At 37.0% G+C, this 23,035-nt stretch carries 26 protein-coding genes; 14 read left to right on the plus strand and 12 right to left on the minus strand.

Going from position 1 to position 23,035, the window contains the following annotated elements:
- The first annotated feature begins 28 nt into the window (after window positions 1-28).
- Window positions 29-883: a helix-turn-helix domain-containing protein gene (locus EJ994_RS11135; RefSeq protein ID WP_126592502.1), complete on the plus strand. Its 855-nt coding sequence runs from the start codon at window positions 29-31 to the stop codon at window positions 881-883.
- 27 nt (window positions 884-910) lie between these two features.
- On the opposite strand, the gene EJ994_RS11140 is transcribed toward EJ994_RS11135, so the two are convergent.
- The 11 genes from EJ994_RS11140 to EJ994_RS11190 form a co-directional block, all read right to left on the minus strand.
- Window positions 911-1,660, minus strand: coding sequence for a hypothetical protein (locus EJ994_RS11140; protein WP_241240769.1), 750 nt, complete (start codon window positions 1,658-1,660; stop codon window positions 911-913).
- Window positions 1,632-2,921: a serine hydrolase domain-containing protein gene (locus EJ994_RS11145; RefSeq protein WP_126592504.1), complete on the minus strand. Its 1,290-nt coding sequence runs from the start codon at window positions 2,919-2,921 to the stop codon at window positions 1,632-1,634. The genes EJ994_RS11140 and EJ994_RS11145 overlap by 29 nt, the downstream gene beginning before the upstream one ends.
- A 4-nt stretch (window positions 2,922-2,925) precedes the next feature.
- The gene (locus EJ994_RS11150) at window positions 2,926-3,759 is read right to left on the minus strand and encodes a CPBP family intramembrane glutamic endopeptidase (RefSeq protein ID WP_126592505.1); all 834 of its coding nucleotides are present in this window, start codon (window positions 3,757-3,759) and stop codon (window positions 2,926-2,928) included.
- A gap of 114 nt (window positions 3,760-3,873) precedes the next feature.
- Window positions 3,874-4,713: an NmrA family NAD(P)-binding protein gene (locus EJ994_RS11155; protein WP_126592506.1), complete on the minus strand. Its 840-nt coding sequence runs from the start codon at window positions 4,711-4,713 to the stop codon at window positions 3,874-3,876.
- A gap of 71 nt (window positions 4,714-4,784) precedes the next feature.
- The gene (locus EJ994_RS11160; RefSeq protein ID WP_126592507.1) at window positions 4,785-5,186 is read right to left on the minus strand and encodes a DUF5367 family protein; all 402 of its coding nucleotides are present in this window, start codon (window positions 5,184-5,186) and stop codon (window positions 4,785-4,787) included.
- Between the two features lie 41 nt (window positions 5,187-5,227).
- Entirely contained in the window at window positions 5,228-5,722 is a 495-nt protein-coding gene (locus EJ994_RS11165; RefSeq protein ID WP_126592508.1) for a DUF1772 domain-containing protein, read from the minus strand.
- Entirely contained in the window at window positions 5,706-6,074 is a 369-nt protein-coding gene (locus tag EJ994_RS11170) for a hypothetical protein (RefSeq protein WP_126592509.1), read from the minus strand. Before EJ994_RS11170 ends, EJ994_RS11165 begins: the two co-directional genes overlap by 17 nt.
- Window positions 6,075-6,258: 184 nt before the next feature.
- Window positions 6,259-6,792, minus strand: a complete 534-nt coding sequence (locus EJ994_RS11175) for an NADPH-dependent FMN reductase (RefSeq protein WP_126592510.1) — start codon at window positions 6,790-6,792, stop codon at window positions 6,259-6,261.
- Window positions 6,793-6,794: 2 nt separating this feature from the next.
- Window positions 6,795-7,250, minus strand: coding sequence for a DoxX family protein (locus EJ994_RS11180; RefSeq protein WP_126592511.1), 456 nt, complete (start codon window positions 7,248-7,250; stop codon window positions 6,795-6,797).
- Window positions 7,251-7,262: 12 nt separating this feature from the next.
- On the minus strand, window positions 7,263-7,907 hold the full coding sequence (locus EJ994_RS11185; RefSeq protein ID WP_126592512.1) for a hypothetical protein: 645 nt from the start codon (window positions 7,905-7,907) through the stop codon (window positions 7,263-7,265).
- Window positions 7,908-7,960: 53 nt separating this feature from the next.
- Entirely contained in the window at window positions 7,961-8,566 is a 606-nt protein-coding gene (locus tag EJ994_RS11190; protein ID WP_241240770.1) for a Crp/Fnr family transcriptional regulator, read from the minus strand.
- 171 nt (window positions 8,567-8,737) lie between these two features.
- Between EJ994_RS11190 and EJ994_RS11195 the strand changes: the two genes are divergently transcribed.
- The 9 genes from EJ994_RS11195 (at window position 8,738) to EJ994_RS11230 (ending at window position 15,788) form a co-directional block, all read left to right on the plus strand.
- Window positions 8,738-9,880, plus strand: a complete 1,143-nt coding sequence (locus tag EJ994_RS11195; RefSeq protein WP_206507130.1) for a sensor histidine kinase — start codon at window positions 8,738-8,740, stop codon at window positions 9,878-9,880.
- An 11-nt stretch (window positions 9,881-9,891) separates the two neighbouring features.
- Window positions 9,892-10,590 carry a LytR/AlgR family response regulator transcription factor gene (locus tag EJ994_RS11200; protein WP_126592513.1) on the plus strand — a complete coding sequence of 233 codons (699 nt, stop codon included), beginning with the start codon at window positions 9,892-9,894 and terminating at the stop codon, window positions 10,588-10,590.
- A 362-nt stretch (window positions 10,591-10,952) separates the two neighbouring features.
- The gene (locus tag EJ994_RS11205) at window positions 10,953-11,570 is read left to right on the plus strand and encodes a hypothetical protein (RefSeq protein WP_126592514.1); all 618 of its coding nucleotides are present in this window, start codon (window positions 10,953-10,955) and stop codon (window positions 11,568-11,570) included.
- Window positions 11,571-11,615: 45 nt separating this feature from the next.
- Window positions 11,616-12,014 carry a DUF6326 family protein gene (locus EJ994_RS11210; RefSeq protein WP_126592515.1) on the plus strand — a complete coding sequence of 133 codons (399 nt, stop codon included), beginning with the start codon at window positions 11,616-11,618 and terminating at the stop codon, window positions 12,012-12,014.
- A 3-nt stretch (window positions 12,015-12,017) separates the two neighbouring features.
- Window positions 12,018-12,149, plus strand: a complete 132-nt coding sequence (locus EJ994_RS17725) for a hypothetical protein (RefSeq protein WP_262707409.1) — start codon at window positions 12,018-12,020, stop codon at window positions 12,147-12,149.
- 389 nt (window positions 12,150-12,538) lie between these two features.
- The gene (locus tag EJ994_RS11215) at window positions 12,539-13,366 is read left to right on the plus strand and encodes a hypothetical protein (protein ID WP_126592516.1); all 828 of its coding nucleotides are present in this window, start codon (window positions 12,539-12,541) and stop codon (window positions 13,364-13,366) included.
- Window positions 13,356-14,372, plus strand: a complete 1,017-nt coding sequence (locus tag EJ994_RS11220) for a nucleoside hydrolase (RefSeq protein WP_126592517.1) — start codon at window positions 13,356-13,358, stop codon at window positions 14,370-14,372. The genes EJ994_RS11215 and EJ994_RS11220 overlap by 11 nt, the downstream gene beginning before the upstream one ends.
- A 328-nt stretch (window positions 14,373-14,700) precedes the next feature.
- Entirely contained in the window at window positions 14,701-15,267 is a 567-nt protein-coding gene (locus EJ994_RS11225) for a Crp/Fnr family transcriptional regulator (protein WP_126592518.1), read from the plus strand.
- Between the two features lie 68 nt (window positions 15,268-15,335).
- Entirely contained in the window at window positions 15,336-15,788 is a 453-nt protein-coding gene (locus tag EJ994_RS11230) for a DoxX family protein (RefSeq protein WP_126592519.1), read from the plus strand.
- Window positions 15,789-16,421: 633 nt separating this feature from the next.
- Here the strand turns inward: EJ994_RS11230 and EJ994_RS11240 are convergent.
- On the minus strand, window positions 16,422-17,660 hold the full coding sequence (locus EJ994_RS11240; RefSeq protein ID WP_164721453.1) for a site-specific integrase: 1,239 nt from the start codon (window positions 17,658-17,660) through the stop codon (window positions 16,422-16,424).
- A 495-nt stretch (window positions 17,661-18,155) separates the two neighbouring features.
- Here EJ994_RS11240 and EJ994_RS11245 point away from each other — a divergent pair, with 495 nt between their 5' ends.
- The 4 genes from EJ994_RS11245 (at window position 18,156) to EJ994_RS11260 (ending at window position 22,997) form a co-directional block, all read left to right on the plus strand.
- Entirely contained in the window at window positions 18,156-19,268 is a 1,113-nt protein-coding gene (locus tag EJ994_RS11245; protein WP_126592522.1) for an alkene reductase, read from the plus strand.
- A gap of 30 nt (window positions 19,269-19,298) precedes the next feature.
- On the plus strand, window positions 19,299-20,684 hold the full coding sequence (locus EJ994_RS11250) for an NAD-dependent succinate-semialdehyde dehydrogenase (protein ID WP_126592523.1): 1,386 nt from the start codon (window positions 19,299-19,301) through the stop codon (window positions 20,682-20,684).
- Between the two features lie 15 nt (window positions 20,685-20,699).
- Window positions 20,700-21,323 carry an SDR family oxidoreductase gene (locus EJ994_RS11255; RefSeq protein ID WP_126592524.1) on the plus strand — a complete coding sequence of 208 codons (624 nt, stop codon included), beginning with the start codon at window positions 20,700-20,702 and terminating at the stop codon, window positions 21,321-21,323.
- Between the two features lie 471 nt (window positions 21,324-21,794).
- The gene (locus EJ994_RS11260; RefSeq protein ID WP_126592525.1) at window positions 21,795-22,997 is read left to right on the plus strand and encodes a glycoside hydrolase family 5 protein; all 1,203 of its coding nucleotides are present in this window, start codon (window positions 21,795-21,797) and stop codon (window positions 22,995-22,997) included.
- Window positions 22,998-23,035 lie beyond the last annotated feature (38 nt).

Below are 23,035 nucleotides of genomic sequence, written 5' to 3' on the forward strand. Positions count from 1 at the left end.
TCCAATTTTGTAAATTTATGAAGTTCTCATGACCCGCGATTTTATCCATATCAATGACTTTGTAATTTTAGTTGAAGAAGCAAATGAAACTAAGATAGAAGTAGATACGTGTTATTTTGATGAGCCCATTGTAGCTGTGGCTTTTTACGGTTCTGGCAATGTAGATTTAGCGGTTAAATACGGTGAAAAACGAAAAGACTTTCATTACACCAAAGGACTTTCCTTTGCTTTTTATGCAGATGAAAAAGTAGAGTTTGAACATACCGTTAGCCCAGAAAAGAGCCTTAAATGTATCGTTGTGGCTACGAAGATGAGTAAACTTGAAGAACTCCCGAATCAAGAAGGCGAGTTGTTCTCTGACTTGCTGAATGAATTAGTCAATCCTAAAGACCATTACGTAGAAGGGCCAAGTTTTTTTATGACGCCAGAGATGAAACACATCGTGGACGCTTTTTTCTCAAACACCTATTCAGGAAAAACAAAAATGATGTTTTTTAGAAGTCAGATTACCGCATTATTATCTCATTTCTTTGGTCAACTAGCATTAAAACAAGAAGAAGCTTCGAAGCCACTACATAGAGAGCAATTGAATAAGGCAAAAGATATTCTTCTGGAAAATTTGGAAAACCCACCTTCACTTTCAGAGCTTTCAAAGGCGATTGGTTTTAATACTACCCGACTTAAAAAAGAATTTAAAGCTATTTTCGGTGTACCTGTCTTTAAATATCTCCAAAATGAAAGGCTTACTTCTGCACATAAACTCATAAGTGAAAATGAAGCCACAGTGCAGGAAGCCGCTTGGCAGGTGGGTTACGATAGTCTTAGTTCATTTTCTAACGCTTTCGCGAAAAAGTTTGGCTATCGCCCAAGCCAGATTAAATAACCCAAAAGACTCATTTGACATTCTTTTCTAGTCAAACGGTAAAAAAGTGAGACTTAGAAAGAAAATATTGGTTATCATATGCACTAAAAGTGGATATTGAAATCCAAAGGCGACTCTTGTATATCCTGCAATAGTAGCGCTGAATAATTGCGGAAGTGTTAGAATAGGCATCCACAATAGATTGACTAAACTCAACTCAAAATTAAAAATGTGTAACCAAGCAAAACTCAGACAAGACAAGTAGTATATCATTCTGAAATGCCTTTCCCAAAACCGCTGCGCATTGACATTGACGGTTTTTCTACTACAGACTACATAAGCAATCAAAACAATAATAATAGTGCTAATTACTCTGTACCAAAACGTATCATCCACAAGAGATAATCTGCTTTTAAAGACTGCCTTAGTTAGAATGTAATAGGTAAACCCTCCCGTAGTCAGGGCTAGATAACTTGGATTAAATTTTAATGACAGTCTAAAGGTTATTTCTTCGAATAGAGGTAATACAATTCCACCTACTAGCAGTAAGAGTAATGGAGAAAAACGTTCCGCCATACTTGTGGACGTCAAGTTTTCGGGGTCATAGATAAACTGAAGTAATGATGCGACTACTACTGAGAAAACTACCTTGATTAAGAAGAGGCCAATGGTATCATAGACTTTGTTTCTCTTGCTTTTTTCTTGTACTGTCTTGTACTTGGGCGACACAATAAAAGTGCTTAAATCATTTATCAAAGACCAATAATATTTAGGCTTGATGAGTGGATACGATATCATTATTTTTTAGTTTTTTACGAATGAAAGCGATAGATATGACCAAAACCAATATGACTACCAAGCCAATAATTATTGTTTGAATCATCTTCCCCAGTTGCCTTTTAAAGAGAAGTGCATCTACTTTACCAGTGTGGATGTAAACCCAATCGCTCGCTATTCTTGTGGCAAAATCAGTGCTTCCAGTAGTTAAAAGAATAATTCCATCTTTTGTTAAAGGATTGTATCGAAAAGCGGTGTTAAGTGGTGGATTGTTTTTGCCATCGTGACCAATGATGAAAGAATTGTTTTCTAGTTCGGCATACAAGAAAGTGCCTAATCCATAGATGGGTGTTCCAAGAGTTTCTGCTTGGGCTTGCCACATCATTTTTTGAAATTGTACTGACAACGGTTTTTGTTTGCGCTCATCTTCTTTCAAAGAATAAAAGAGTTTTTCTAAGTCTGCCAAAGTGGTATAAAGCGCACTTGCTGCCTGCGCTGTATAATAGCGATGTCTTGCTTTTGAACCATCTGAATTGTAGAAATCTGCTACGCATTCGCGAAAGCGTTCATCCCATTCATAAAAGGACGATGTCATTTGTAATTGCTCAAAAATTTCAGTTTTCATATAGACATCGAAAGATTGCCCACTTACTTCTTCAACAATAAGTTGCAAAAGGGTGAAACCACCACCTGAGTATCGCCACTCAATTCCTGGCTCGATACCAACGACCGTTCTAACATCGCTACCTGGGTCTGCATCTGTAGCTTTTGTTAATGATGATTCTAATGATTGCAAATCTTTTAGAGATTCAAAACCTGCATAACCCAATCCATCTGTTAAACCTGCCGTGTGACTTAGCAATCGCCTTACTGTTACTTTTGAATTGTCAAAGCCACTTTTTGGCAAGTGCCATCTGGTCAGGTATTGGTCTATTGGAACATCTAAATCTAGCTTCCCATCCTGAACAAGTTTCATCACGCCAATGGCAGAAACAAACTTAGATAGTGATGCTACTTGGAAAACAGTATTTCTATCTACAAGTTTATCATTAGAATGAAAAGACTCTGCTTCGAGTTGTCCATTTTTGAAAACTCCCAAAGCCATATTACCCACAAACTCGTTATGAAGCTCTTTTTGCACCGAGGCAATAAATGTTTCAGGTACTCTCTCTTTTGTAAACGGTGTATACCACCACCCGTTATCCGTGCCAAGGAAAACTACTAAAGTGTGGACTACCATTAATACAATTGCAAGTCCTGTATATTTTAAAAATCGTTTCATAAAGCTATGTTTTAGAAGGTACTATTATGGAATCTGAATTAGTCTGAAGCTTATTTCTAAATTCTCTTTTCAAGAAATAGATACAGATGTTAACAACTAAAATTGAGCTTAAAAGTATTAGTATAAAGTTGGTCAAGCCACCTACGCTTTCAATGTAATTCTTGTCTATCATTGATGAATCATTGAAAAACCTTAGAAAGTACACACTAAAATTGGCCGAAGCGTGAATTATTATAGCCGCCAACATACTCTTACTTCTGTAGTACACCCATCCAAGAAACGCACCCATAATGAGTCCCGCTACAAATTGCCACGGATTTAAATGAACTATAGCAAACAATAGACTAGAAATTAAGATGGATATTCTAGGCGAGTACCTATGCAACAGACCGTCTAGAATTATTCCTCTAAAAATCAATTCTTCCAGAACAGGTGCAGCAATGACCATTAACATAAAAGTTGAAAGTCCGGTTTGACTTGCCGCTTTGGCAAATGCTAGTTCCATACTTTCTGGAACTGATATTAAAGCAGAAATTGGCCCTACCACGCCTAATAATAGTACTATCCCGCCGACTATTAAAAATGGTATTATTCTTTTGTTTTTTACTGTTAGGTTAAATGCTTTTCCAGAAGACTTTCTTTTTTTGATTCTAAAAACTATCAAAAATGGAATTCCCATTGCCAAAATTTGAAAAAGTAGTGCAGCAGTCTCATTACCCACAACTTTATTAAGGGCAGGAATAACAACGCTTACTATCATCATTGCAATAATGATGATTCCTGTAATCGCAAAACTTTGCCCTATGCTCGGGTACGTTGGTAGTTTTGATTTTTTCATAATGTTCGTTTTTTGATGATGATGGCTGAAGTATTGAATGCGGTTAGGTGTATTGCCCGTTGTATAAATTCGAATTGATTCTTTACAACGGGCTACACCCGCTATCAACAACAGTTATGCGGTTGTTACAGGATTCCAAGCCCCAGTTGCTGCTACTTGTTCAGCATACTCGGTAAAGTCAATAGCTTTTCTACCTAATACTTTTTCAACGTCATTAGAAATCTCTTGGTTATCTGGATTTCCTAAAACTTCTTTGAATAGGTAACCAAAGAGCCAAACATAAGAATCAGGTAATCCAGCTTTTCGCATTCCGTCCTTGAATTCTTCAATAGAAATAGGTACATACTGTAGCTCTCTGTTGCTAGCATTTGCCATAATGCCGACAACTTCTTCAAAAGTTCTCATTTTTGGACCTGTAACCGTTATCGTTTGTCCGTTGTAAGAGTCATCTACTAATACCTTAGAAACTACATCTGCGATATCATTGGCATCTACAAAAGGTATTCTAGCTTCTGGCATAGGTAGTGCTACAACACCATCTAAAACAAAGTCTATAAAAGCACCTTCGCTAAAATTTTGGTTGAACCAAGATGCTCGAACCAAGGTGTAGTCCAAGCCAGAATTGGCAACAATCTGTTCACAAGCTTCCGCCTCTGTTTCGCCCTTGCCAGAAAGTAATACTACTTTTTTCAAACCAGCAGCTATAGCTTTTTTTGTTAAGGTGGTTATCGCTTCTCTTGAGCCAGGTACTGCTAAATCTGGATAATACACAATATAAGCTCTATCCATACCCTCTAATACAGCGTCATAAGTTTTTGGATTTTCCCAATGCAAAGCGGGATTCGTTTTGTGACCCACAACGCGAACGTTGTATCCAGCTTCTTGTAAATTTTTTACTACTCGGCTACCAGTTTTTCCAGTTCCTCCGATTACTACGATGTTTTCAGTTTTCATTTTTCTTTGTTTTTAAATTGTTATTAATTTCTCCTCCAATATTATGAGGGTTTTTGATATTACTTTTTATACTATATGTGTTGAATACTCTTTTTTTTTAATACTTTGAGGTACCAATACAGAGTTGTCGTTGTAATGAACTCTAGTCCAATAAACCAAAACCCAAAATCGATAAAGAAGTCAGAATATGTGCCGCCATAAGGCAGAACTGTAAATGGCACCGTGATGAGTGCATCTAAAACTGCAGATATGATGAAGAAAATCAGTCCTACTCTCAATCCGTGAGTATTAATATTATTTCGGTAATAGAGTTTTGCTCCATACCAAACCACGGGGACTATGACTATAGACAACCAAATATTCGCTTGCTGTTCTGCATCTTCTAAAAGTGGTACATAAAAGGATGACGCATATAAACTTACCCCTATTATCCAAATAAGTATTCCAATGCTAATTGCTCTTGTTAGTTTCATAACTGTTCGTTTATTGATGAATGAATATTTTATTTGCTGTATCATTTTGAATATATCAAGCCTATTAATAGTAATGAGAATGATGTGAATGAGGCTATAGTACGTTGAATATGCCAACGATTCCAAGGCTGCTCAAATTTGGTTCGTAGTTCCTTAAGCTCAATAGCCGAAAGGTTTTCAAGAACCGTTTTATCTAACAGTTCGTTAAGCGGTACATTTTTGAAAACCGTTATCAACCCTATTCCGATAAGGAATAGAATTGCCGCGAGCATAAATGACCAAAATGTCGTTGGATGTGCATTGCGATGCAGATAGGCATTAATGAATAGCAGTATCACAGGTCCAAAAAAAGTGATGAGAAAACTGCGGTTAATGATGGCGCGGTTCATTGCTTGAAATGACTGTAAGAAACCTAAATCATCCAGTCTGCCGATTCCTGGAGTTACTGCGTTAGACCAGGTAAAACATAAGCCTGCGGTGAGTCCAGTAAATAAGATGCCTAGTATCAATATGATGATTTTAAAGTTGATTTCCATTTTCATTATTTTTTATGGATGATATCCAGGTTAATAAATCTTGATATTCTTCGCTGGTTAATTCTATTTTCTTGCCTTTGGGCATTCGCTTTTTAATGAACACCTGCTTGTATACATCATTTGACCAGCCATTCATATTATCTTCAGTGAAGACACGTCTACGATTGCGTTTCTCGTGACAGACGTTGCATTTGTTTGTAAGAACCGTAAACGCTCTTTCCTCTATCGGGTCTTCTTTAGATAGACCTGTATACGCTAGACCTTCATATCCATCAGATGATGTGTGAGGGTCATTTTGCCCTGCCATAATTGCTAGACAGGTGGCGACAATTAATTTCACTAATGTGTTCATTGTTAAAAGGCTGATTGTTAATGATGATACAAAGTTGCGGAGATATACTCCCAATCATTTATTCGAGCGGAAATATGATTTGTTCGAAAAGTGCATTGTGAAAATCGAAGGCTAACTCTCTGGATTTCTATTTATTAACTTGATGTAGTTTATCAAGGAATTTCCAGAGTTGTGTTCCGTTATCTTAGTCCAATTCTTTAGAAAATGCCACTGCTTTATCTGCCAGCTCTTTTCTATAGTGCTCTTCTACAATTCCACCATCCTTAAATTTGTCATAAAAAGATGGCAACGAATATGTATCTATGATTCGTGCTCCCAGAAATGGAAAAGAAGTATTTGCTGTTTGTAGTACAGTTGCACCACCTCTTCCTCCGGGTGAAGTTGCCATAAGCAGCATAGGTTTTTCTTTCCAAATTTTCATATCTAAACGTGATAACCAGTCTATGGTGTTTTTAAATACTGCTGCATAAGAGCCATTATGCTCTGCTAAAGAGATGATAAAACCATCCGCTGAATTAATGATTTCGTTCAATCTTTTCACAGCGGTTGGAATACCATTCTCTGCTTCAAAGTCTTCTCCATAGATGGGAAGTATATAATCATTTAAATCAATGGTCAAGATTTCTACATCCTTTAAAAGCGTCGTCGTATATGCTATAAGCATTTTGTTGATAGATTTTTGGCTATTACTTCCTGCAATTGTGATTATTTTTTTCATAATTATTTATTTTTTGAGATTATAGAATCAATTGACCATTTTCCGCTTCCATTTAATAACACACTCAATGCAAGACCAATTATTAAAAGAGAATATTCGTAACCTTCACCTGCTTGGTTACCATACCAGTTCATAAAAAAGCCGTGTTCTAGCTGCGTAGTAATTATGATGCCTGTAAACATACCTACAAGGGATAATGCCCAAAACCTAGAGAAGATTCCAAGAACCAATGAAATGGAACCAAAAAACTCAATCATTATAACTGAGAAGGCTACAATACTTGGCAAACCCATTTGGGTAGTCAATGACTCCATCGTACCTTGATAGCCATATCCACCGAAGAGTCCTAATAACTTTTGCGCGCCGTGCGGAAATATGACTAATCCTAGCGTTAAACGTGCAATACTAAATCCCAAATTAGGGTGTGTCGTAATTAATTTTTTGAATAGATTTTTCATAATATGTTAGATTTAAAATGTGTTACGATAATAGATTCCGAAACTCGATTTTCGAATTGGTTCAGTTCCGTATTGGTCAAAGTCCACCCCAAGTCCAAGTTGATGGTCTTTATAGGCTGCGCCCAAACGTAGTTGTTGGAAGCTTCTGGAGTGTGATTTGAACGTATCCCAAACGGTTAAGAATTGTCCATTCAACCACAGGGATAGATTTTTGGTAAGTCGCTTTTGTATCTGAAATTGGGTAAATACCTCCCCAAGGCTTGCATCTTTCTTCTCTGAATAGGCTACTGTAGGAATGACCACTAGCAAAGCTCTCGAATTCTTAAGGGTGAACTTAGCCGAAAGCCTTTCTGAAAATCCTCCAAAGCTGTTATAGTACAGGGAAGGTCCTAAAGCAATAATTTCATTGATATTCCAGAATGCTGTGGGCTGAACACCGACTTCATCAAATATTTGATTTTCTTCTTCTCTATATTTCTGAAAGAAGGCGAGGGTGGCAATACTTAGATTACTATTGGCATTGATCGGATAATTAGAGAATAAGGTGAAGTCTGTTTTCTCAAACCCTGAAAACAATTCCAGTTGAGTAAACTGTGCTTGCAGAGTACTTACAAAACCAATTAAGAATGTTGTCGATATGAGTTCTATTCTTTTCACACTTCAAAATTCCGACGGGGCGGTGTGAAAAAAAATGAACTAGTTTAAGACTTTTACGTTCGGTTGACTTTTGTGATAATTTTGCTCATAAATTCTGGTGTAATCCCAATATATCCGGCCAAGTCTTTTTGGGTTATCCTATTGACAATTTGAGGATATTTCTTTTTAAAATTGATATATCTTTCTTCCGCGGTTAGCGATATTCCATGGTTTGAGCGTCGGATATAACTTATTAAAGACTTTTGATATAAGATGCGATAGAACCGTTCAAATTTTGGAATCTCTCGAAACAACAAATCATAATTCTCTCTCGAAATTCCCAGAAGTTCTGAATGTTCAGTTGCTTTAATATAATACCTAGAAGGTTCTTTGGTCATAAAGCTCGACAAATCACCAGTCCAGTAATCTTCAATAGCAAACATTGAAATATGAGGTGCTCCATCATCATCTAAGGTATAGACTTTTAAACATCCTTTTGTTATAAAGTACTCATACTTGGCAATCTCACCCGCCTGCATCAGAAAGTCTTTTTTCTCTACCTTAACTTCAGTCAACAAAGAGATGTATTTCTTCTTTTCTAACTTCGTTAAATCGATAAACCGAGATACATTTTTAAGTACAAGCGTATGAGATTCTTTATAATTCAATTCTTGTGACATTTGATTGACTATAATTTAAATAATAAATCTCAGACTTAGAAATTCGATAATACGATGACTAACTACTCAAAATAGATTTGGAATAGTAATTCTACGACTATCAAAGCTAAACCCTATTTGCGCTCAAACACTCTCGAATTCCTCGTCGCATCCATTCTTGCATAAATCTGCATGACATTCACCAAACATCATTTTGCAGACAAATATTCCCAATTTGCAGAACCTATTTTCTATAGAAAAGGAATACATCGATTTTTACTTAGAATTATTCAGTATTTTAAAATCGTGAAAAAATCAATTGTTGTCGGGTTACATATTGGGTTTTGGTTATGCTACTTGGTCTTGACCATTGTTTTAGTTGTCCTTTCGTTACGTGGAGAGGATAATAATGCTATTGTAGCTGAAACGACTGAAAGAGTTCTGTATTTTACAGTGATTCCTTCTGTTATTTGCTACTATTTATTCTATTTTCTTGTCTTTCCTAAGATTCGTGAAAAGAAGTTTGTGCTCACCATTACGTACGCACTTTTGTTTGCAATTGGTTCATCTTTAATTGGAAATCTTTTAATCTACATTTTTTTAGGGTTAGAGAGCCTGACGGAACGCGAGGAATCTATTATGGTTGGTATCGCTTTCAGTTCTTTTGTCTGTTTAGCAACAGGTATCGTAGCACTAATTACCAAAGGGTTCATCACTTGGTACGAAGAATTAAAATTGAAAGAGGAACTCAAGCAAAAAAATCATGAAATGGAAATGGCATTGGTCAAGTCGCAACTGGATCCACACTTTTTGTTCAATACTTTGAATAATATCGACATCCTTATTTTAAAGGATGCCACCGAAGCTTCCAAATACCTGAACAAACTGTCGGATATTATGCGCTTTATGTTGTTCGAAACCAAAGCGGACAAAATTCTACTATCCAAAGAAATTGAATACATTGAAAAGTACATCGCCCTACAAAAAATAAGAACGGCCAATTCCAGTTACGTCAATTTTGGCATTACAGGTTCGCCAAATGGCAAGACCATTGCACCTATGGTTTTTCTTCCCTTTATTGAAAATGCCTTTAAGCATACCACAAATAAGAAATTGGATGATGCGATTACAATTCGCATAGCTATAGATAAGGAAATCGTGAAATTCGATTGTATAAACAAATTTAATCCAAATAGAAAAATCAGACAGGAGAATAGTGGTTTGGGAAATACACTAATTGAAAAAAGGCTGAACCTGCTATACCCGGAGAAACACACTTTAGAAGTAGAGAAAGGAAAAGAGCAATATAGCGTTAGATTAACGATTGTTCAGTAAGTTTATAGACAATGAAACCACTTAACTGTATCATCATTGAAGACGAGCCATTGGCACTCGAAAGAACTAAACAGTTCGCTCAAAAGGTGCCTTTTCTTGAGCTCTCCGCTACTTTTGACAATGCATTGGATGGCCTTGCTTTTCTGAAAACCAACAAAGTGGATGTTCTTTTTCTGGATATTAATATGGATGAGTTAACCGGGGTAGAATTATTAGAAAGTTCGAAAATAGAAAGTCAGGTAATTATTACTACCGCCTATCAAGAATATGCACTTAAAAGCTATGAACTTAATGTAACGGATTATCTATTAAAACCGTTTACCTTCAATCGGTTTTTGCAAGCCGCCAATAAGGCTTTGGGTAATTTGCATAAAGTAACGACAATCACGCCCCCTGAATTTATTTTCGTTAAGACTGAAAATCGTCTTGAAAAAATCAACCTTCATGAAATTTTGTACATCGAGGGAATGCGTGATTATCGCAGAATACACACCATCGACAAAAGGATTATGACCTTGCAAAATTTTAAGGAATTTGAACAAATCATACCGCCCAAATTGGTGTGTAGAGTTCATAAATCCTACATGGTTTCATTAAGTAAAATAGATTCCATAGAAAGAAATAGAATAAGAATTGCGGACCAACGCATTCCCATTTCCGAAACGTATAAAACCAGTTTTTTTCAGCAAATAAGTAATAGCAAATGGTAAATTCATAAAATACTAAGAAAATAAAGCCTCTAAAATAGGTTCTAGTACATCTTAGGCGATTGGTTTTTAATTAAAAACTAATCGCCTTTTTATGTGGATAATTTATCCACCACAGCACTTTACGACAAATGAAGGATATCAAAATGATCGTATTGATTTTGACGCTGAAATATTTATAAGACTCTCTTCAGATTTCCTTACTGATTTATTCAAAATAGCGCTCTGAGCTAAATCTTTTGCAGGTTAAAAACACCATTTCGCAGACAACTATACCAAACTTGCATAATAAAGTTTTTGGGTTATTCCCTTATGCTAATATTTGCCTCATAATCAATTGTTTAATTAGATTAAAATCTATTGTTATGATTAAAAAAACAAATTCAATCAGTAATAAGCTAAACCTAATTATTGGACTTGTGACATGCTTTCTATATGGTTCGGTAAATGCTCAGGCTACTGACCGATCATCATTTTTTATTGGCTATGAAACCTTTGAAATGACTATGAATAAATTTCAAAATTTTGCGGGTGAGATGGGCTACCGTTTTGATGATAAAAATCAAATTAGATTGATGATCGGAGAAGTCAACTTAACTGAAAGACATTTGTCCAGTAAGTGGGAAGCCGCAGCTGTGGACGGAGACAATGTAGAGGGGTATTTTCGAATCTATGAACTATACTATGACCGGTACTTTGGAAAACGCAAGAACTTCTATTACAGTGGCAGTATAGCCTATGTCAGGGACGAGTACAACCATCTTATTTCAGACAATAGCCTAGAAAACGAAACAGCGACCGTTGGATTTGCCATTGGTTATAGAAAAGAAAATTTATTTGGTGTAAAGCATTTATACACCAATATATCAATACCGTTCCGATACTATTTCAATGACATTCCAGAAACGGAATGGGGTAATACAACGATTTCCGCTCACAAATACGTCAACAATTTTTGGTTTTTCATAGGCTATCATTTTTGAACAATCCAAAAAATATCACTCAACAAATAATAAAAATAATTCACTATGAACACAAAAAATACAGACCCGAAAGTACTCCTATCCACCCTGTGGATCGTAATACTGTTCAATATGATTATTAGAGACCTACACGAGTTTTTACGCGAAGGGTACATAGAAGAAATGATGTCACTTCGAATACCTGAGGAAAATATGCTGTTTTACGGTTTTGTGGCTCAAGTACCCATACTTATGATACTCTTATCTAGAACATTAAAAGACAAAGCAAATAAGTGGTTTAATACGGTTGCCGGCCTTATAGCGTCACTTGGCTTCCTAAGCACCTTGCCGACAGCCGATATGGATGATGTTTTCTTTGTCATTGTTGAAAATATTCTGCTTCTCATCGTTCTGCGCATAGCCTGGAAATTACCGATTCATACTAAGAACCATCAATTGCAATAAGCCATGATCAATAGTATTGATATAGAACATGAAACGCATGATATGCTACGACTTCTCGAAATGGAAAGATACGACCTTGGTTTTTTATCGCAATTGCCGTTTCCCTTATTGGAATTTATAGACCCGTACGATTAAGACAAGTACTGCCAAGCATACGATTTTTCTAGCCCAAGCTTTAAAAATTTCTTTCTCAGCCAAGTTCATCATATGAATTTGGATAGGAATAGACTTTTCCAAAAATGCTCATTAATCAATTAAAACAAATCAATTAGAGTCATGCACAATGCAAATAATAATGTCCAAAAAAAGATAGAAAAATCGGCTCGTTTTCTGATGGTATTCGGTTTAATGGGGCTTACCTCATTGCTCTTAACGGGTTGCTTCTCAAGTTGGGCACTAAGCCCTCGGGATAAAAGTATAAAAGAATGGGAAGCTCAACATCAGAATAAAAATGAAAAAATTTCTGATTCCGTTCAAGAGAATGCCAAAAAACGGAAAAGGCCTAACGATCTAAACTTTAAAGGATGAAGGCATTTCTGAATTTTAGGGCGGTGCTACCTCTCCTGCTCAGTTTCACGATTAATTTAGAGAGACCTGCGGACATCTCAAAAGAGCGCGATAAACTGAATGAGATACTGTTATTGGATTATCGGCATTTATCTGATTTTTCAGAGCAGATGAAAGCATACGGGATTTCCGAAGTAAGCTTCAAAAATTTGTTTTGGAAAGGCGCATTAAAATCTTTTCATTTTTATCAGTCTCCAAATCTTATGGAACAGTATGATATTAACAATGTTCTTAAAAAAAACTTGGTATACCAGTATCATCTAAAACATCAGTTGAAAGTGCCTTCAATGAACACATCAACAAGTGATAAAAGTTCAGAAGTACTGCATACGTTTTCTGGCGAGTGGTTCGGAAAATGGCAATCTATGGATGTTGAGCATCTTTGGCTTCCTATAAGAAGTTGTAATGTAAAAATTGGACTTGGGTATAAAGTCATTGGTTTTCAAAGCTGCTTTACAGGAGACGGATTTGGGTGGAATTATTTGATTCAGAATGGAGAAGAAATAACCATCCTAGGCCACGTATACCATTTTAATAAGAATGGAGCATTAGATTACGAAAATCCACACTATGCTTTTTTAAATGACCAAAGTCAACTTACGTGGGTATCAGATAATCACGTGTATTATGAATTTGTTTGTGAAGATAAAAAATGTGCTTTTGGTAAACATTATGTTATTACAGCTATGCCCTACTCAAACAACGATACATTAAAGTTTGGCACGCCCGTTCAAGCCATTTATACATCAAGAAATAACGCAAATAAATTAGGTAATGAAAACTAAAATTATCGCAATCTGTTTTATGCTCACAACACTAAGTAATGCCCAAGTCCAAAACGCAGAGAAAGTATGGATAGACACAGATATTGCGATAGGCAAGTTAGGCAGGGATGTGGATGACGGTATAGCCTTAATTATGGCCCTTAAATCCGATGAACTGGAAATAGTGGGCATCAGTCTGGTTAGATGGCCAAACTATGGCTACAAGGTCACCCAAAAGCTGCTAGGATGGTATAACAATGGGCCTCAAATTCCTGTTTACAGGGGAGTTACATCCACAGATATACGCACCTATCACCAGAATGAAGCTGTAGAAGCCATGGCGGAAGCCCTGCGAAAACATGAAATGACCATTTTAGCCCTGGGACCGGTGAGCAATATAGCATTGATGCTACAAAGATATCCGGAACTGGCACCGCGCATAAAGAATATAGTTTGGTGCGCTGGCAGGCAGCCGAATCAAAAGTTTGCGCCAGGTAATGGGAAGGTAAATGTATGTGACTGTAATTTTGAAGAAGATCCCGAAGCAGCACAAATTCTAATTTCCTCGGGCGTAAACATCAGTCTTGCCAGTTATGAGCCCGCATCGAATATATACTTATCCAAGACCGATATTGCACCTTTGAGGAAAAGTGATAATAAAGGAGACCGTTGGTTGTATAAACAGTTGAGTAAATGGTTGAAAATTTGGCGGGTAAGTATTGGGTCTAAAGAAGGGTTTATTCCGTTCGATGCCATAACCCTTGGTAGTTTTATTAGGGAAGATTACATGCAGAAATACGAGAACATACCTGTACAGATTTATAAACTTAAAAACGATTCTTGGTTATGGTCTCTCAAAAAAGTAAAACCCTATCTACTGGTCTCTGAGTCTTTTAAGGGTTCTCATAAGGTCGATTACTTTTACCATACTGATAAAGAGTATAAACAGTTTATACTTGATTATCTTTTGACTGCAAGTCCGCCATCAAAGGGGGAAATCACCATGTTGGATATAAATAGAAGGTGAAACATTTGAAGGATTTATAACACGGTTTGTTTACAACTATTTGGAGGTGCTTCTTAAATCCAGATTTGTACAATCTGAATGTAATATCACGAGAAAGCCGATCACATGTTGCCGAGGCAATCCAGCTTTTAAGCAATTATGCATTGAAAAAACCTGTGATAAGTTCGATACCCCTGAAATAAAGCGGAAGAAGGACTGAGTAACTTAATTATTAGGAATAATTTAAGCAGAAGAAATTTTTATGATTAGGAATATTATTTTCTCTTAGGAACTTTTTGTATCCTTAATCAATGCTTTACATTTTAGTCATAAACTAAAAAAATCTTAAATGAACGAAATCAGAAAGTTTATTGATAATATCGCTCCAATGAACGATTCTGATTGGCAATTTTTCTCTTCAAAATTGCAGGAAGTACATCTCAAAAAAAACACGCCTTTATTGAAAATCGGGGAAGTCGAAAACCATCTGTCCTTTATATCAAAGGGAATGGTCAGATTTTTTGTTCCAAGGGAAGTAGACGATTTGACTTTTGGTTTTTTGTTCGAAAATGAATTTGTCACAGGTTACGATTCATTTTTGACCCGGACCCCTTCTGAATACCAAATTGAAACTTTAACAGATACCGTTTTATGGCAAATTTCACACAATGACTTGGAAGAAGTCTACAAAACTACAAGCAGTGGAAATATCATCGGACGAAAAATGGCCGAAAATATGTTTTTGATAAAATCAAAACGTGAACTTTCGTTATTGAGCAAAACTGCAGAAGAACGCTATTTGGGCTTATTCTCTGATAGGCCAAAATTGTTACAACAAATCCCATTAAAATATATTGCATCATACATTGGTGTAACCCCACAAGCATTAAGCAGGATAAGAAGACGCATTACTTAACTTGGGTTCATTGTTTTGAGATTGGTCTTTTCTGACCTTTGGATTTCAATACAAAAATTCTGAAAAGCATGAAACCACTACTAGTACTATTGTTAAGTTTTACAATCTCCATTTTTGTAATTAGAACCGTCAAAAAAGAATATGATTTTGCCTTATCCGCTAGAATTGCAATGTCAATAATGCTTGTATTTACGGCTATTGGCCATTTTGTATTTACAAAAGGGATGGCAATGATGATACCTAGTTTTATTCCTTATAAAGAGACATTCGTTCACCTAACGGGCATATTTGAAGTCTTACTTGCAATAGGCCTTTTAATTCCCCGATTTAAATATATATCTGGTTGGGCACTTATTATCTTTCTGCTGTTGATGCTACCTGCCAATATCTATTCGGCTATAAATAATGTCAACTACCAAAAAGGAACCTTTGACGGGAATGGTCTTTCCTATTTGTGGTTTCGGATTCCTTTACAAATCTTTTTTATCGTTTGGACTTATATCTGTTCAATCCGAATGTAACTTGAGAAACAATAATAATTTAAAACTTGAACCTTTCCGATTATATAAAGAGAAGAAACGGCGTACCAATGGGTGCAGCCAATTCACTGCGAAATATGCTGTATCGTTCATTGGGAGCAGGAAAGTTCTCCATATTTTGGAAATATTGGAATCCGATTTGGAGTTATTATTTGGGGAAATACATTTTTAAACCTCTTAAAATCATTTTTCCTCCGGCATTATCTCTATTAATAACTTTTATTTTCTGTGGATTTTTACATGATTTAGTAATCATGTTGTTAAGACGGGATTTTACATTGCTATTGACTCCGTGGTTTTTGTTTATGGGTTTTTGCGTGATTATAGGAGATTATGCTAAAATAGACTATTCAAATTTCCCATGGATAATTCGAGCTTCCATAAACATACTTATCATATCCTGCTGTTTATTCTTTGCTTATCAAGTAAAAGTCTAACATTTAGGGGACTAATTGAATCGGAAGAGACACATTGCATTAATACAATCCTCACTTAAAGCGCATTGTTATAAGAGTCTATTTGACTTATGCCGAGTTAATTTTTGCATTCTATAAAATCAAACAAATAATAGGACTGTTTTAAAATATACTAGCAAATAAATTATATCTAGAAGCTCTAATCTAGGCCCCACGCCTCTTTTAGTTTTTGAGCCGCTTCGTAATTCGAGATTTTCAGATAACGCCGAAAAGCCTTTTCGGATTTGTGTCCTGATATTTTCATAATCAATTGTACATCGATACCATTCAAATAAGCATTGGTGCAGAATGAACGCCTACAGGTGTGTGAACTGATAAGCTTGTATTTTTTAAAAAGTTGCGCCTCTTTGATGGTGCCCCTTTTGTGTTCGATTTCAACTTTTTGGTGAAGTTCTGCCGCGTCGCCTAATTCTTTGATGCGTCGATTAAAGGTAAACGAATCAATATCGGGCGCATACCCCTTATACTTTTTTAATATCTCCTTGACCTGTTCTCGTAGCGGTATCACAATACGCCCAGAGGTTTTCTTTTGCCTGATATTTAAAAACCCATCGTTGTCCAAATATTCAGGTCGTATTCTTGAAATATCCGAAAACCGAAGTCCAGTCAAACAACCAATGACAAAAAAATCTTTGACCTGTTCAAGTTCTTTATCCTCCTTACAATCAATTTTTGCAATAGCTTGAATCTCATTATCTGACAGATAGATATGGTCTACCTCTTCCTGAACGACTTTGAAGGCTGACAAATCTATCGACTGAATACGATTTCTGCGCATACGATCGTTTAAAAAGGCTTTGAGGTTTTTGACCAGTTTACCAATGGTGTTGTTCTTCATTCCAACACTCCCATTTCTTAGAGGAGCATGATAAGCGAGGTAATCCGTCCACTCTTGGTAAAAATTATAGTCAAAAGCATTGAAGTCGATAATGATTCCCGAGAATTCCTGAAATCCTTTTAGATGCTTTGTAAGGGAATTGTAATCCTTAATGACATCTTTGACTACCTTACCTCTTTTACTTTCTAAATAGTCCTCGAACTCATCAAAGAAATCTTGTAGCGGTTTTTGGTTTACCGATGGTTCACCATCTTCGAACTGTCTTTTAAAAAGCTTTTTGGATAGTGGTTTGTTTTGGTTTTGATATGTGGAAACAATTTGGCGCGCCAAAATGTCCATTTGCGTCAATTGTACAAATTCCGAACCCACTTCTTTAGACTTTTTAAGAAATGATTTTTCCCTGTTCCAATATCTTGTAGGAATTTCGATTCCAGTATCGATTTGAATTCTGGAATTGCGATTTTCATAGTATCGTAATTTTACACTATGGGTTCCGTTTAGGTTCGGTTTGTCAGATATGTAAAACTTATAATTGTACATTAGCGTGCCGCATTCGTGCCGCATTTTTCATGAAAAGTAGTGTTTTATAGTGTAAAATACAAATCCATATTTATTTAATAGTCTGATAATCAATAAAATAATGTATGTTAATGAAAAGTTAAACTACCGTGGAAGCATCCCGTCCAGACCGCAAAAAGCCCTCAAGAAATTGGGAGCTTTTTTTGGTTGATTCTTTTTTAACACGAATTTTGATATTTCGCTTATACTTTTTAGATAGCTCACCTGCCTCCCTGATATTTTTTATTTTCAGAGCGTATTCAAGACACTATTCCTAGTGATACAGTTACAAAAAACCTTATTACGCTAGTACTTTTATCCCGATAAGAAATTTCAAAGGAAGCGAACGGGATTTCACTACCATAAACCACTTTTCAATAACCGATATTAAGGTTATTCCGAAAACTTATTGTAACCATTAATGGTACAGGAAAACACTGTAGCATCCCTTTTCACTAATTAAAAACTATTGCTATAATGAAAGAACAAGAATTACTACAACCATACACTTTAGGGGATTTAGAACTACCGAATAGAGTCGTCATGGCACCCATGACCAGAAGTCGCGCTGATAATAAGCATAACAAACCTACAAGCGACTTACATGGCGTCTATTATAAACAACGGGCAAGTGCTGGCCTTGTCATTACGGAGGGTGCTCAAATATCAAAAGAAGCGGTAGGGTATGTCAATACCGCAGGCATTCATAGTAAAGAACAGGTAGAAGGCTGGAAACAAGTAACCAAGGAAATACACGAAGCGGGTGGCCGAATTTATATTCAGCTTTGGCATGTTGGCCGTATCTCGCATCCAGATTTTCACGAAGGGGAGTTGCCTCTAGCCCCATCTGCCCTGAACCCGGAATCTGAAGTATATACGCCAGAGGGCCAAAAAGAGACCGTTGTACCCAAGGCCATGACCAAGCAAGATATTCAACGAACGATTAACGATTTTAAACTAGCCGCAGCAAATGCCATGGAAGCAGGATTCGATGGTGTTGAGATACATGCATCCAACGGATATTTGCTACATCAATTTTTCAATAGTACCTCCAACAAAAGAACGGACGAGTACGGAGGTTCGCATGAAAATAAATCGCGCATTCTTTTTGAAGTAATCGACGCCATCAAAGAGGTGATGCCTACTCATAAAATTGGGGTTCGCTTAAATCCCTCATTAAATGGCATTTTTGGAATGACCATGGATGAGGATACCATACCCACGTTCGACTTTATCATCAAAAAACTAAGCAGCGATTATGATTTGGCTTACTTGCATCTCTCGGAACCTTTCAATGATGTTTCCGATATCCCCTACGCGGAAACCGAAATTGCCAAAAGATACCGTCCCATGTACGATGGCACCTTAATGATAAACGCAGGCTTCGACCAAGAAAAAGGCAATGCTGTCATTAAGCGCGGTGACGCAGATTTAGTGGCCTACGGAAAACTTTTCATCTCCAATCCGGATTTAGTAGAACGTTTTGAGAATAATTTAGAATTGGCACCATGGGACAACGATACCTTTTATACTACTGGAAAGGAAGGATATATAGACTACCCTAAAGCAAAAGCGACACAAGAAGCGTAATTCGATCTAAGTCAATAAAAAACAAAGAACATGAGTAAGACAGAAACGGGATTTGATACTATAAATCCTACAACAGAGGATAAAATTGTACACTATGATTATATGTCAGAGCGCACGGCACTACTAGCTGTGGAAGACTGTCATAAGGCCTTTGAAAATTGGAAATTAACGACTTTGGAAGAACGTGCGGAAATTATAAAATCCGTAGGTAAGACCTTGAAAAAAAACAAGGACTCGTACGCCCAATTGATGACACAAGAAATGGGTAAACTACTAAAACAAAGTCATCAAGAAATTGAATTGTGTATCGGCATTTGTAACTACACCGCATCAGAGGGTTTAAAACAATTACAAGAAGAACATAGAACCTTACAAGATGGTGGTAAGGGAACCATAATTTATTCGCCCATAGGCGTAATTTATGGGATACAGCCGTGGAATTTTCCGCTTTATCAGGCCATACGCTATTCTATTGCAAATATTATGGCAGGTAATGGAGTATTATTGAAGCACGCAAAGAACGTAACCGGCAGTGCATTGAAGCTCAGCGAAATTTTTGAAGAAGCGGGATTGCCCAAAGACGTTTTTAAAGTGCTGATCATAAACCATGATGTCTCCGATAAAATCATTGAAAGCAATTTTGTTAGGGGAGTCACCTTAACCGGTAGTTCCGACGCCGGAAGATATGTGGCCAAAAAATCTGCGGAAGTTTTAAAAAAGACAGTATTAGAACTTGGCAGTAATGATGCCTACCTTGTTCTAGATGATGCTGATGTAGATTTAGCAGCTAAGACATGTGCCAAAGGACGACTCTATAACAACGGACAAACCTGCGTAGCAGCAAAAAGATTTATCGTGGTTGATGCTGTTTACGAAGAATTCAAGGAAAAATTCGTGGATACTATGAAAGCTATGAAAATGGGAAATCCTACGGAGGAAGCCGCTGACCTTGGCCCTATTGCCAGAAAGGACCTCAGGGAAGAGCTACACCAAAAAGTGTTGGACAGCGTAGCAAAGGGTGCAACGATTCTATGCGGTGGAGAAATCCCCGACATGACCGGTTTTTACTATCCATCTACGGTAATCGGCGATGTAAAACCAAATCAACCGGCTTATGAAGAAGAACTCTTTGGTCCGGTTGCTTCACTAATCAAGGCCAAGGATAATGAAGATGCCATGCGCATTGCCAACGACAGTAAATTTGGTCTCGGGGGAGGAATATTTAGTAGAGACGAGGATAGAGCAATGGAATTGGCCAAAAATCATTTCGATACTGGGATGGTTAATATCAACTCCTTTGGTCTGGCACATCCGAACATGCCTTTTGGTGGTGTAAAAGAATCCGGTTACGGAAGAGAACACGGAGGCTTTGGAATAAGGGAATTTGTAAATGTAAAATCGATTACAAGATCATAATAAAAAAGAAAAAATATGGAAAATATATTAGTAGTCGGTGCTACGGGCACCACTGGAAAAAAAGTTGTTCGCTTACTTAAAGAATCTCAGTATTTTGAACCTATTGCTATGGTCAGAAAGGAGAGCCAATCAGTAGAGTTCAAAGCGCATCAAGTGAAAACGGTTCATGGTGATCTAGAAAATGATGTTTCCCATACCGTTGAAAACATTGACAAAATCATTTTCGCCGCTGGCTCGGGAGGAAAGAAAGTGGTTGAAATAGACCAAGAGGGCGCCAAGAAAATGGTTGATGCTGCACGCAACGCAGGCGTTAAGAAGTTTGTAATGCTCAGCTCCATGGGTGCCGATGCCCCAGAAAAAGCTAGCGAGCTTAAGGAATATCTTAGAGCCAAGCATAACGCGGACGAATACCTAAAGTCTAGCTCCGTACCCTACACTATCGTAAGACCTGGCGCCTTGACCAATGAAAAAGGTTCTGGGAAAATAACCTTAGGAAAATCAATTGCAAAAGATGGGTCCATAAGTCGTGCAGATGTAGCGCAAGTACTCTCCAGAGTACTACATGATGACACCTCTAAGAACAAAACCTTTGAAATATTGTCGGGCGATACCATTATCGGTGAAGCTTTACCCAATTAATATCGTCGATGTAGATGGCAAAAATTAAGCAAAATCAAAAAGTAAATCATCTAATATAACATTTGAACAGTTTATTAAGAAAGAACCTTATGTACAGAATTGTCGTATATATGTAGTAAATGGAATAACACCGTATGAGAACAGTTATGAAGTATAAAAAATGGTTTATCCTGTTCCTTATAGCATGGATAAATCTTTACATGATCTTTTGGATTACCAAACAGTATGGTTATCAAGGATTTTTACTGTCATTGCTCCCAACAGCTTTGCTTTTAATCAGTCTTAAAATCTTAAGAAAGAGAAAGAAATGACCATCAAGCTTGGAAATAATAGGAACGGTCAAGTAATTGGAAAGACTTGAACAATAGACCCCACTGTTAAGGAAGATGCTACATTTGTTTCAACTTATACATCATTTAGGATAGTTGTTCTCTTGATCTATTCCTAAATTTGTTAAAAAATTGATTGCTTATGAAAAATTTACTGTTCTACACTACCTTGTTGGTATTTCTGTTTTCATGTGATTCCGATTCCGGTAGCATTACCATAATCCCAGAAGGCGAACAGATGGAAGAACCTATGGTGGAGGAAACTCCTGAAGAACCTGTTGGAGAAGAACCAACGGGAGGGGAGGAAGGTGCTGCAAGTGAATTTGATGATGGCACTTTTAGGAATCTTTCTTCGTTTGATTTTACCGCAGACATGAAGACTGGATGGAATCTTGGAAATAGTTTAGATGCAGAGGGTCCTGATGAAACTTTTTGGGGAAATCCAGCAACAACTAAAGAAATGATCGATGCCGTCGCCGCAAGGGGCTTCAAAACTTTACGAATTCCTGTTACTTGGAGGTTTCATCAGGGTCCAGCACCTGACTATACAGTAGAAGAGGCTTGGTTAGATAGGGTTGAAGAGGTAGTGAATTACGCCAGAGCCAATAATATGTACGCCATAGTCAATGTTCATCATGATGACCCCTGGATTATACCAACCGCAGCAGAAACAGCCGAAGTAAGTGATAGACTAGGCAAATTATGGACACAAATTGCCAATAGATTTAGAAAATATAGTGACTACGTCATCTTCGAAACCTTAAATGAGCCAAGACACGAGAATACCCCAAATGAATGGAACGGAGGAACAGCCGAAGGAAGAGCGGCCGTTAACCAATACCACCAAGTAAGTTTAGATGCCATACGCGCAACAGGAGGGAATAATATTTTACGTCAAATTATGATTTCTACCTATGCGGCAAGTACACTTCCTGTGGCTATGGATGCCCTTATCGTACCTAACGATGACCCAAGAACATTAATATCACTACATTCCTATTTTCCTTTTCCTTTTACTTTAGAAGGTACGGACCAAACTTGGGGATCTACCGATGACAGAACACAACTTACGATGGAGATGAACCGGATTAAAGCAAAATTTACTGACAACGGTAAAGCAGTGGTTTTGGGGGAATGGAGTTCTGGAAATCAAAATAACTTAGCCGACCGTTTAGAACATGCTTCCTTCTACGCCGAAGCAGCTGCTGAAAGAGGTTTCGCAAGTATTTGGTGGGATAACGGTAATAGTGGCGTATCTAATGATGGCCTTGCTATATTTAATAGAACAAACATAACATGGCCATTCGGTAATATAGCCGATGCCATTATCGAGCCTAATAATTAAGGTAAAATACAAGTATAAACTAAAAAAGGCGAGCCAAA

This window comes from Maribacter sp. MJ134 (genome assembly GCF_003970695.1).
Classification (GTDB): Bacteria; Bacteroidota; Bacteroidia; order Flavobacteriales; family Flavobacteriaceae; genus Maribacter.

What these genes read in the sequence shown, in the direction of transcription:
- EJ994_RS11135 (WP_126592502.1), top strand. Translation starts at nt 29, where the DNA reads ATGACCCGCGATTTTATCCATATCAATGACTTTGTAATTTTAGTTGAA.
- EJ994_RS11165 (WP_126592508.1), bottom strand. Translation starts at nt 5,722, where the DNA reads ATGGAAATCAACTTTAAAATCATCATATTGATACTAGGCATCTTATTT.
- EJ994_RS17725 (WP_262707409.1), top strand. Translation starts at nt 12,018, where the DNA reads ATGATCAATAGTATTGATATAGAACATGAAACGCATGATATGCTACGA.
- EJ994_RS11140 (WP_241240769.1), bottom strand. Translation starts at nt 1,660, where the DNA reads ATGATATCGTATCCACTCATCAAGCCTAAATATTATTGGTCTTTGATA.
- EJ994_RS11195 (WP_206507130.1), top strand. Translation starts at nt 8,738, where the DNA reads ATGACATTCACCAAACATCATTTTGCAGACAAATATTCCCAATTTGCA.
- EJ994_RS11230 (WP_126592519.1), top strand. Translation starts at nt 15,336, where the DNA reads ATGAAACCACTACTAGTACTATTGTTAAGTTTTACAATCTCCATTTTT.
- EJ994_RS11255 (WP_126592524.1), top strand. Translation starts at nt 20,700, where the DNA reads ATGGAAAATATATTAGTAGTCGGTGCTACGGGCACCACTGGAAAAAAA.
- EJ994_RS11210 (WP_126592515.1), top strand. Translation starts at nt 11,616, where the DNA reads ATGAACACAAAAAATACAGACCCGAAAGTACTCCTATCCACCCTGTGG.
- EJ994_RS11170 (WP_126592509.1), bottom strand. Translation starts at nt 6,074, where the DNA reads ATGAACACATTAGTGAAATTAATTGTCGCCACCTGTCTAGCAATTATG.
- EJ994_RS11215 (WP_126592516.1), top strand. Translation starts at nt 12,539, where the DNA reads ATGAAGGCATTTCTGAATTTTAGGGCGGTGCTACCTCTCCTGCTCAGT.
- EJ994_RS11190 (WP_241240770.1), bottom strand. Translation starts at nt 8,566, where the DNA reads ATGTCACAAGAATTGAATTATAAAGAATCTCATACGCTTGTACTTAAA.
- EJ994_RS11175 (WP_126592510.1), bottom strand. Translation starts at nt 6,792, where the DNA reads ATGAAAAAAATAATCACAATTGCAGGAAGTAATAGCCAAAAATCTATC.
- EJ994_RS11155 (WP_126592506.1), bottom strand. Translation starts at nt 4,713, where the DNA reads ATGAAAACTGAAAACATCGTAGTAATCGGAGGAACTGGAAAAACTGGT.
- EJ994_RS11240 (WP_164721453.1), bottom strand. Translation starts at nt 17,660, where the DNA reads ATGTACAATTATAAGTTTTACATATCTGACAAACCGAACCTAAACGGA.
- EJ994_RS11225 (WP_126592518.1), top strand. Translation starts at nt 14,701, where the DNA reads ATGAACGAAATCAGAAAGTTTATTGATAATATCGCTCCAATGAACGAT.
- EJ994_RS11150 (WP_126592505.1), bottom strand. Translation starts at nt 3,759, where the DNA reads ATGAAAAAATCAAAACTACCAACGTACCCGAGCATAGGGCAAAGTTTT.
- EJ994_RS11260 (WP_126592525.1), top strand. Translation starts at nt 21,795, where the DNA reads ATGAAAAATTTACTGTTCTACACTACCTTGTTGGTATTTCTGTTTTCA.
- EJ994_RS11200 (WP_126592513.1), top strand. Translation starts at nt 9,892, where the DNA reads ATGAAACCACTTAACTGTATCATCATTGAAGACGAGCCATTGGCACTC.
- EJ994_RS11250 (WP_126592523.1), top strand. Translation starts at nt 19,299, where the DNA reads ATGAGTAAGACAGAAACGGGATTTGATACTATAAATCCTACAACAGAG.
- EJ994_RS11245 (WP_126592522.1), top strand. Translation starts at nt 18,156, where the DNA reads ATGAAAGAACAAGAATTACTACAACCATACACTTTAGGGGATTTAGAA.
- EJ994_RS11180 (WP_126592511.1), bottom strand. Translation starts at nt 7,250, where the DNA reads ATGAAAAATCTATTCAAAAAATTAATTACGACACACCCTAATTTGGGA.
- EJ994_RS11160 (WP_126592507.1), bottom strand. Translation starts at nt 5,186, where the DNA reads ATGAAACTAACAAGAGCAATTAGCATTGGAATACTTATTTGGATAATA.
- EJ994_RS11220 (WP_126592517.1), top strand. Translation starts at nt 13,356, where the DNA reads ATGAAAACTAAAATTATCGCAATCTGTTTTATGCTCACAACACTAAGT.
- EJ994_RS11205 (WP_126592514.1), top strand. Translation starts at nt 10,953, where the DNA reads ATGATTAAAAAAACAAATTCAATCAGTAATAAGCTAAACCTAATTATT.
- EJ994_RS11145 (WP_126592504.1), bottom strand. Translation starts at nt 2,921, where the DNA reads ATGAAACGATTTTTAAAATATACAGGACTTGCAATTGTATTAATGGTA.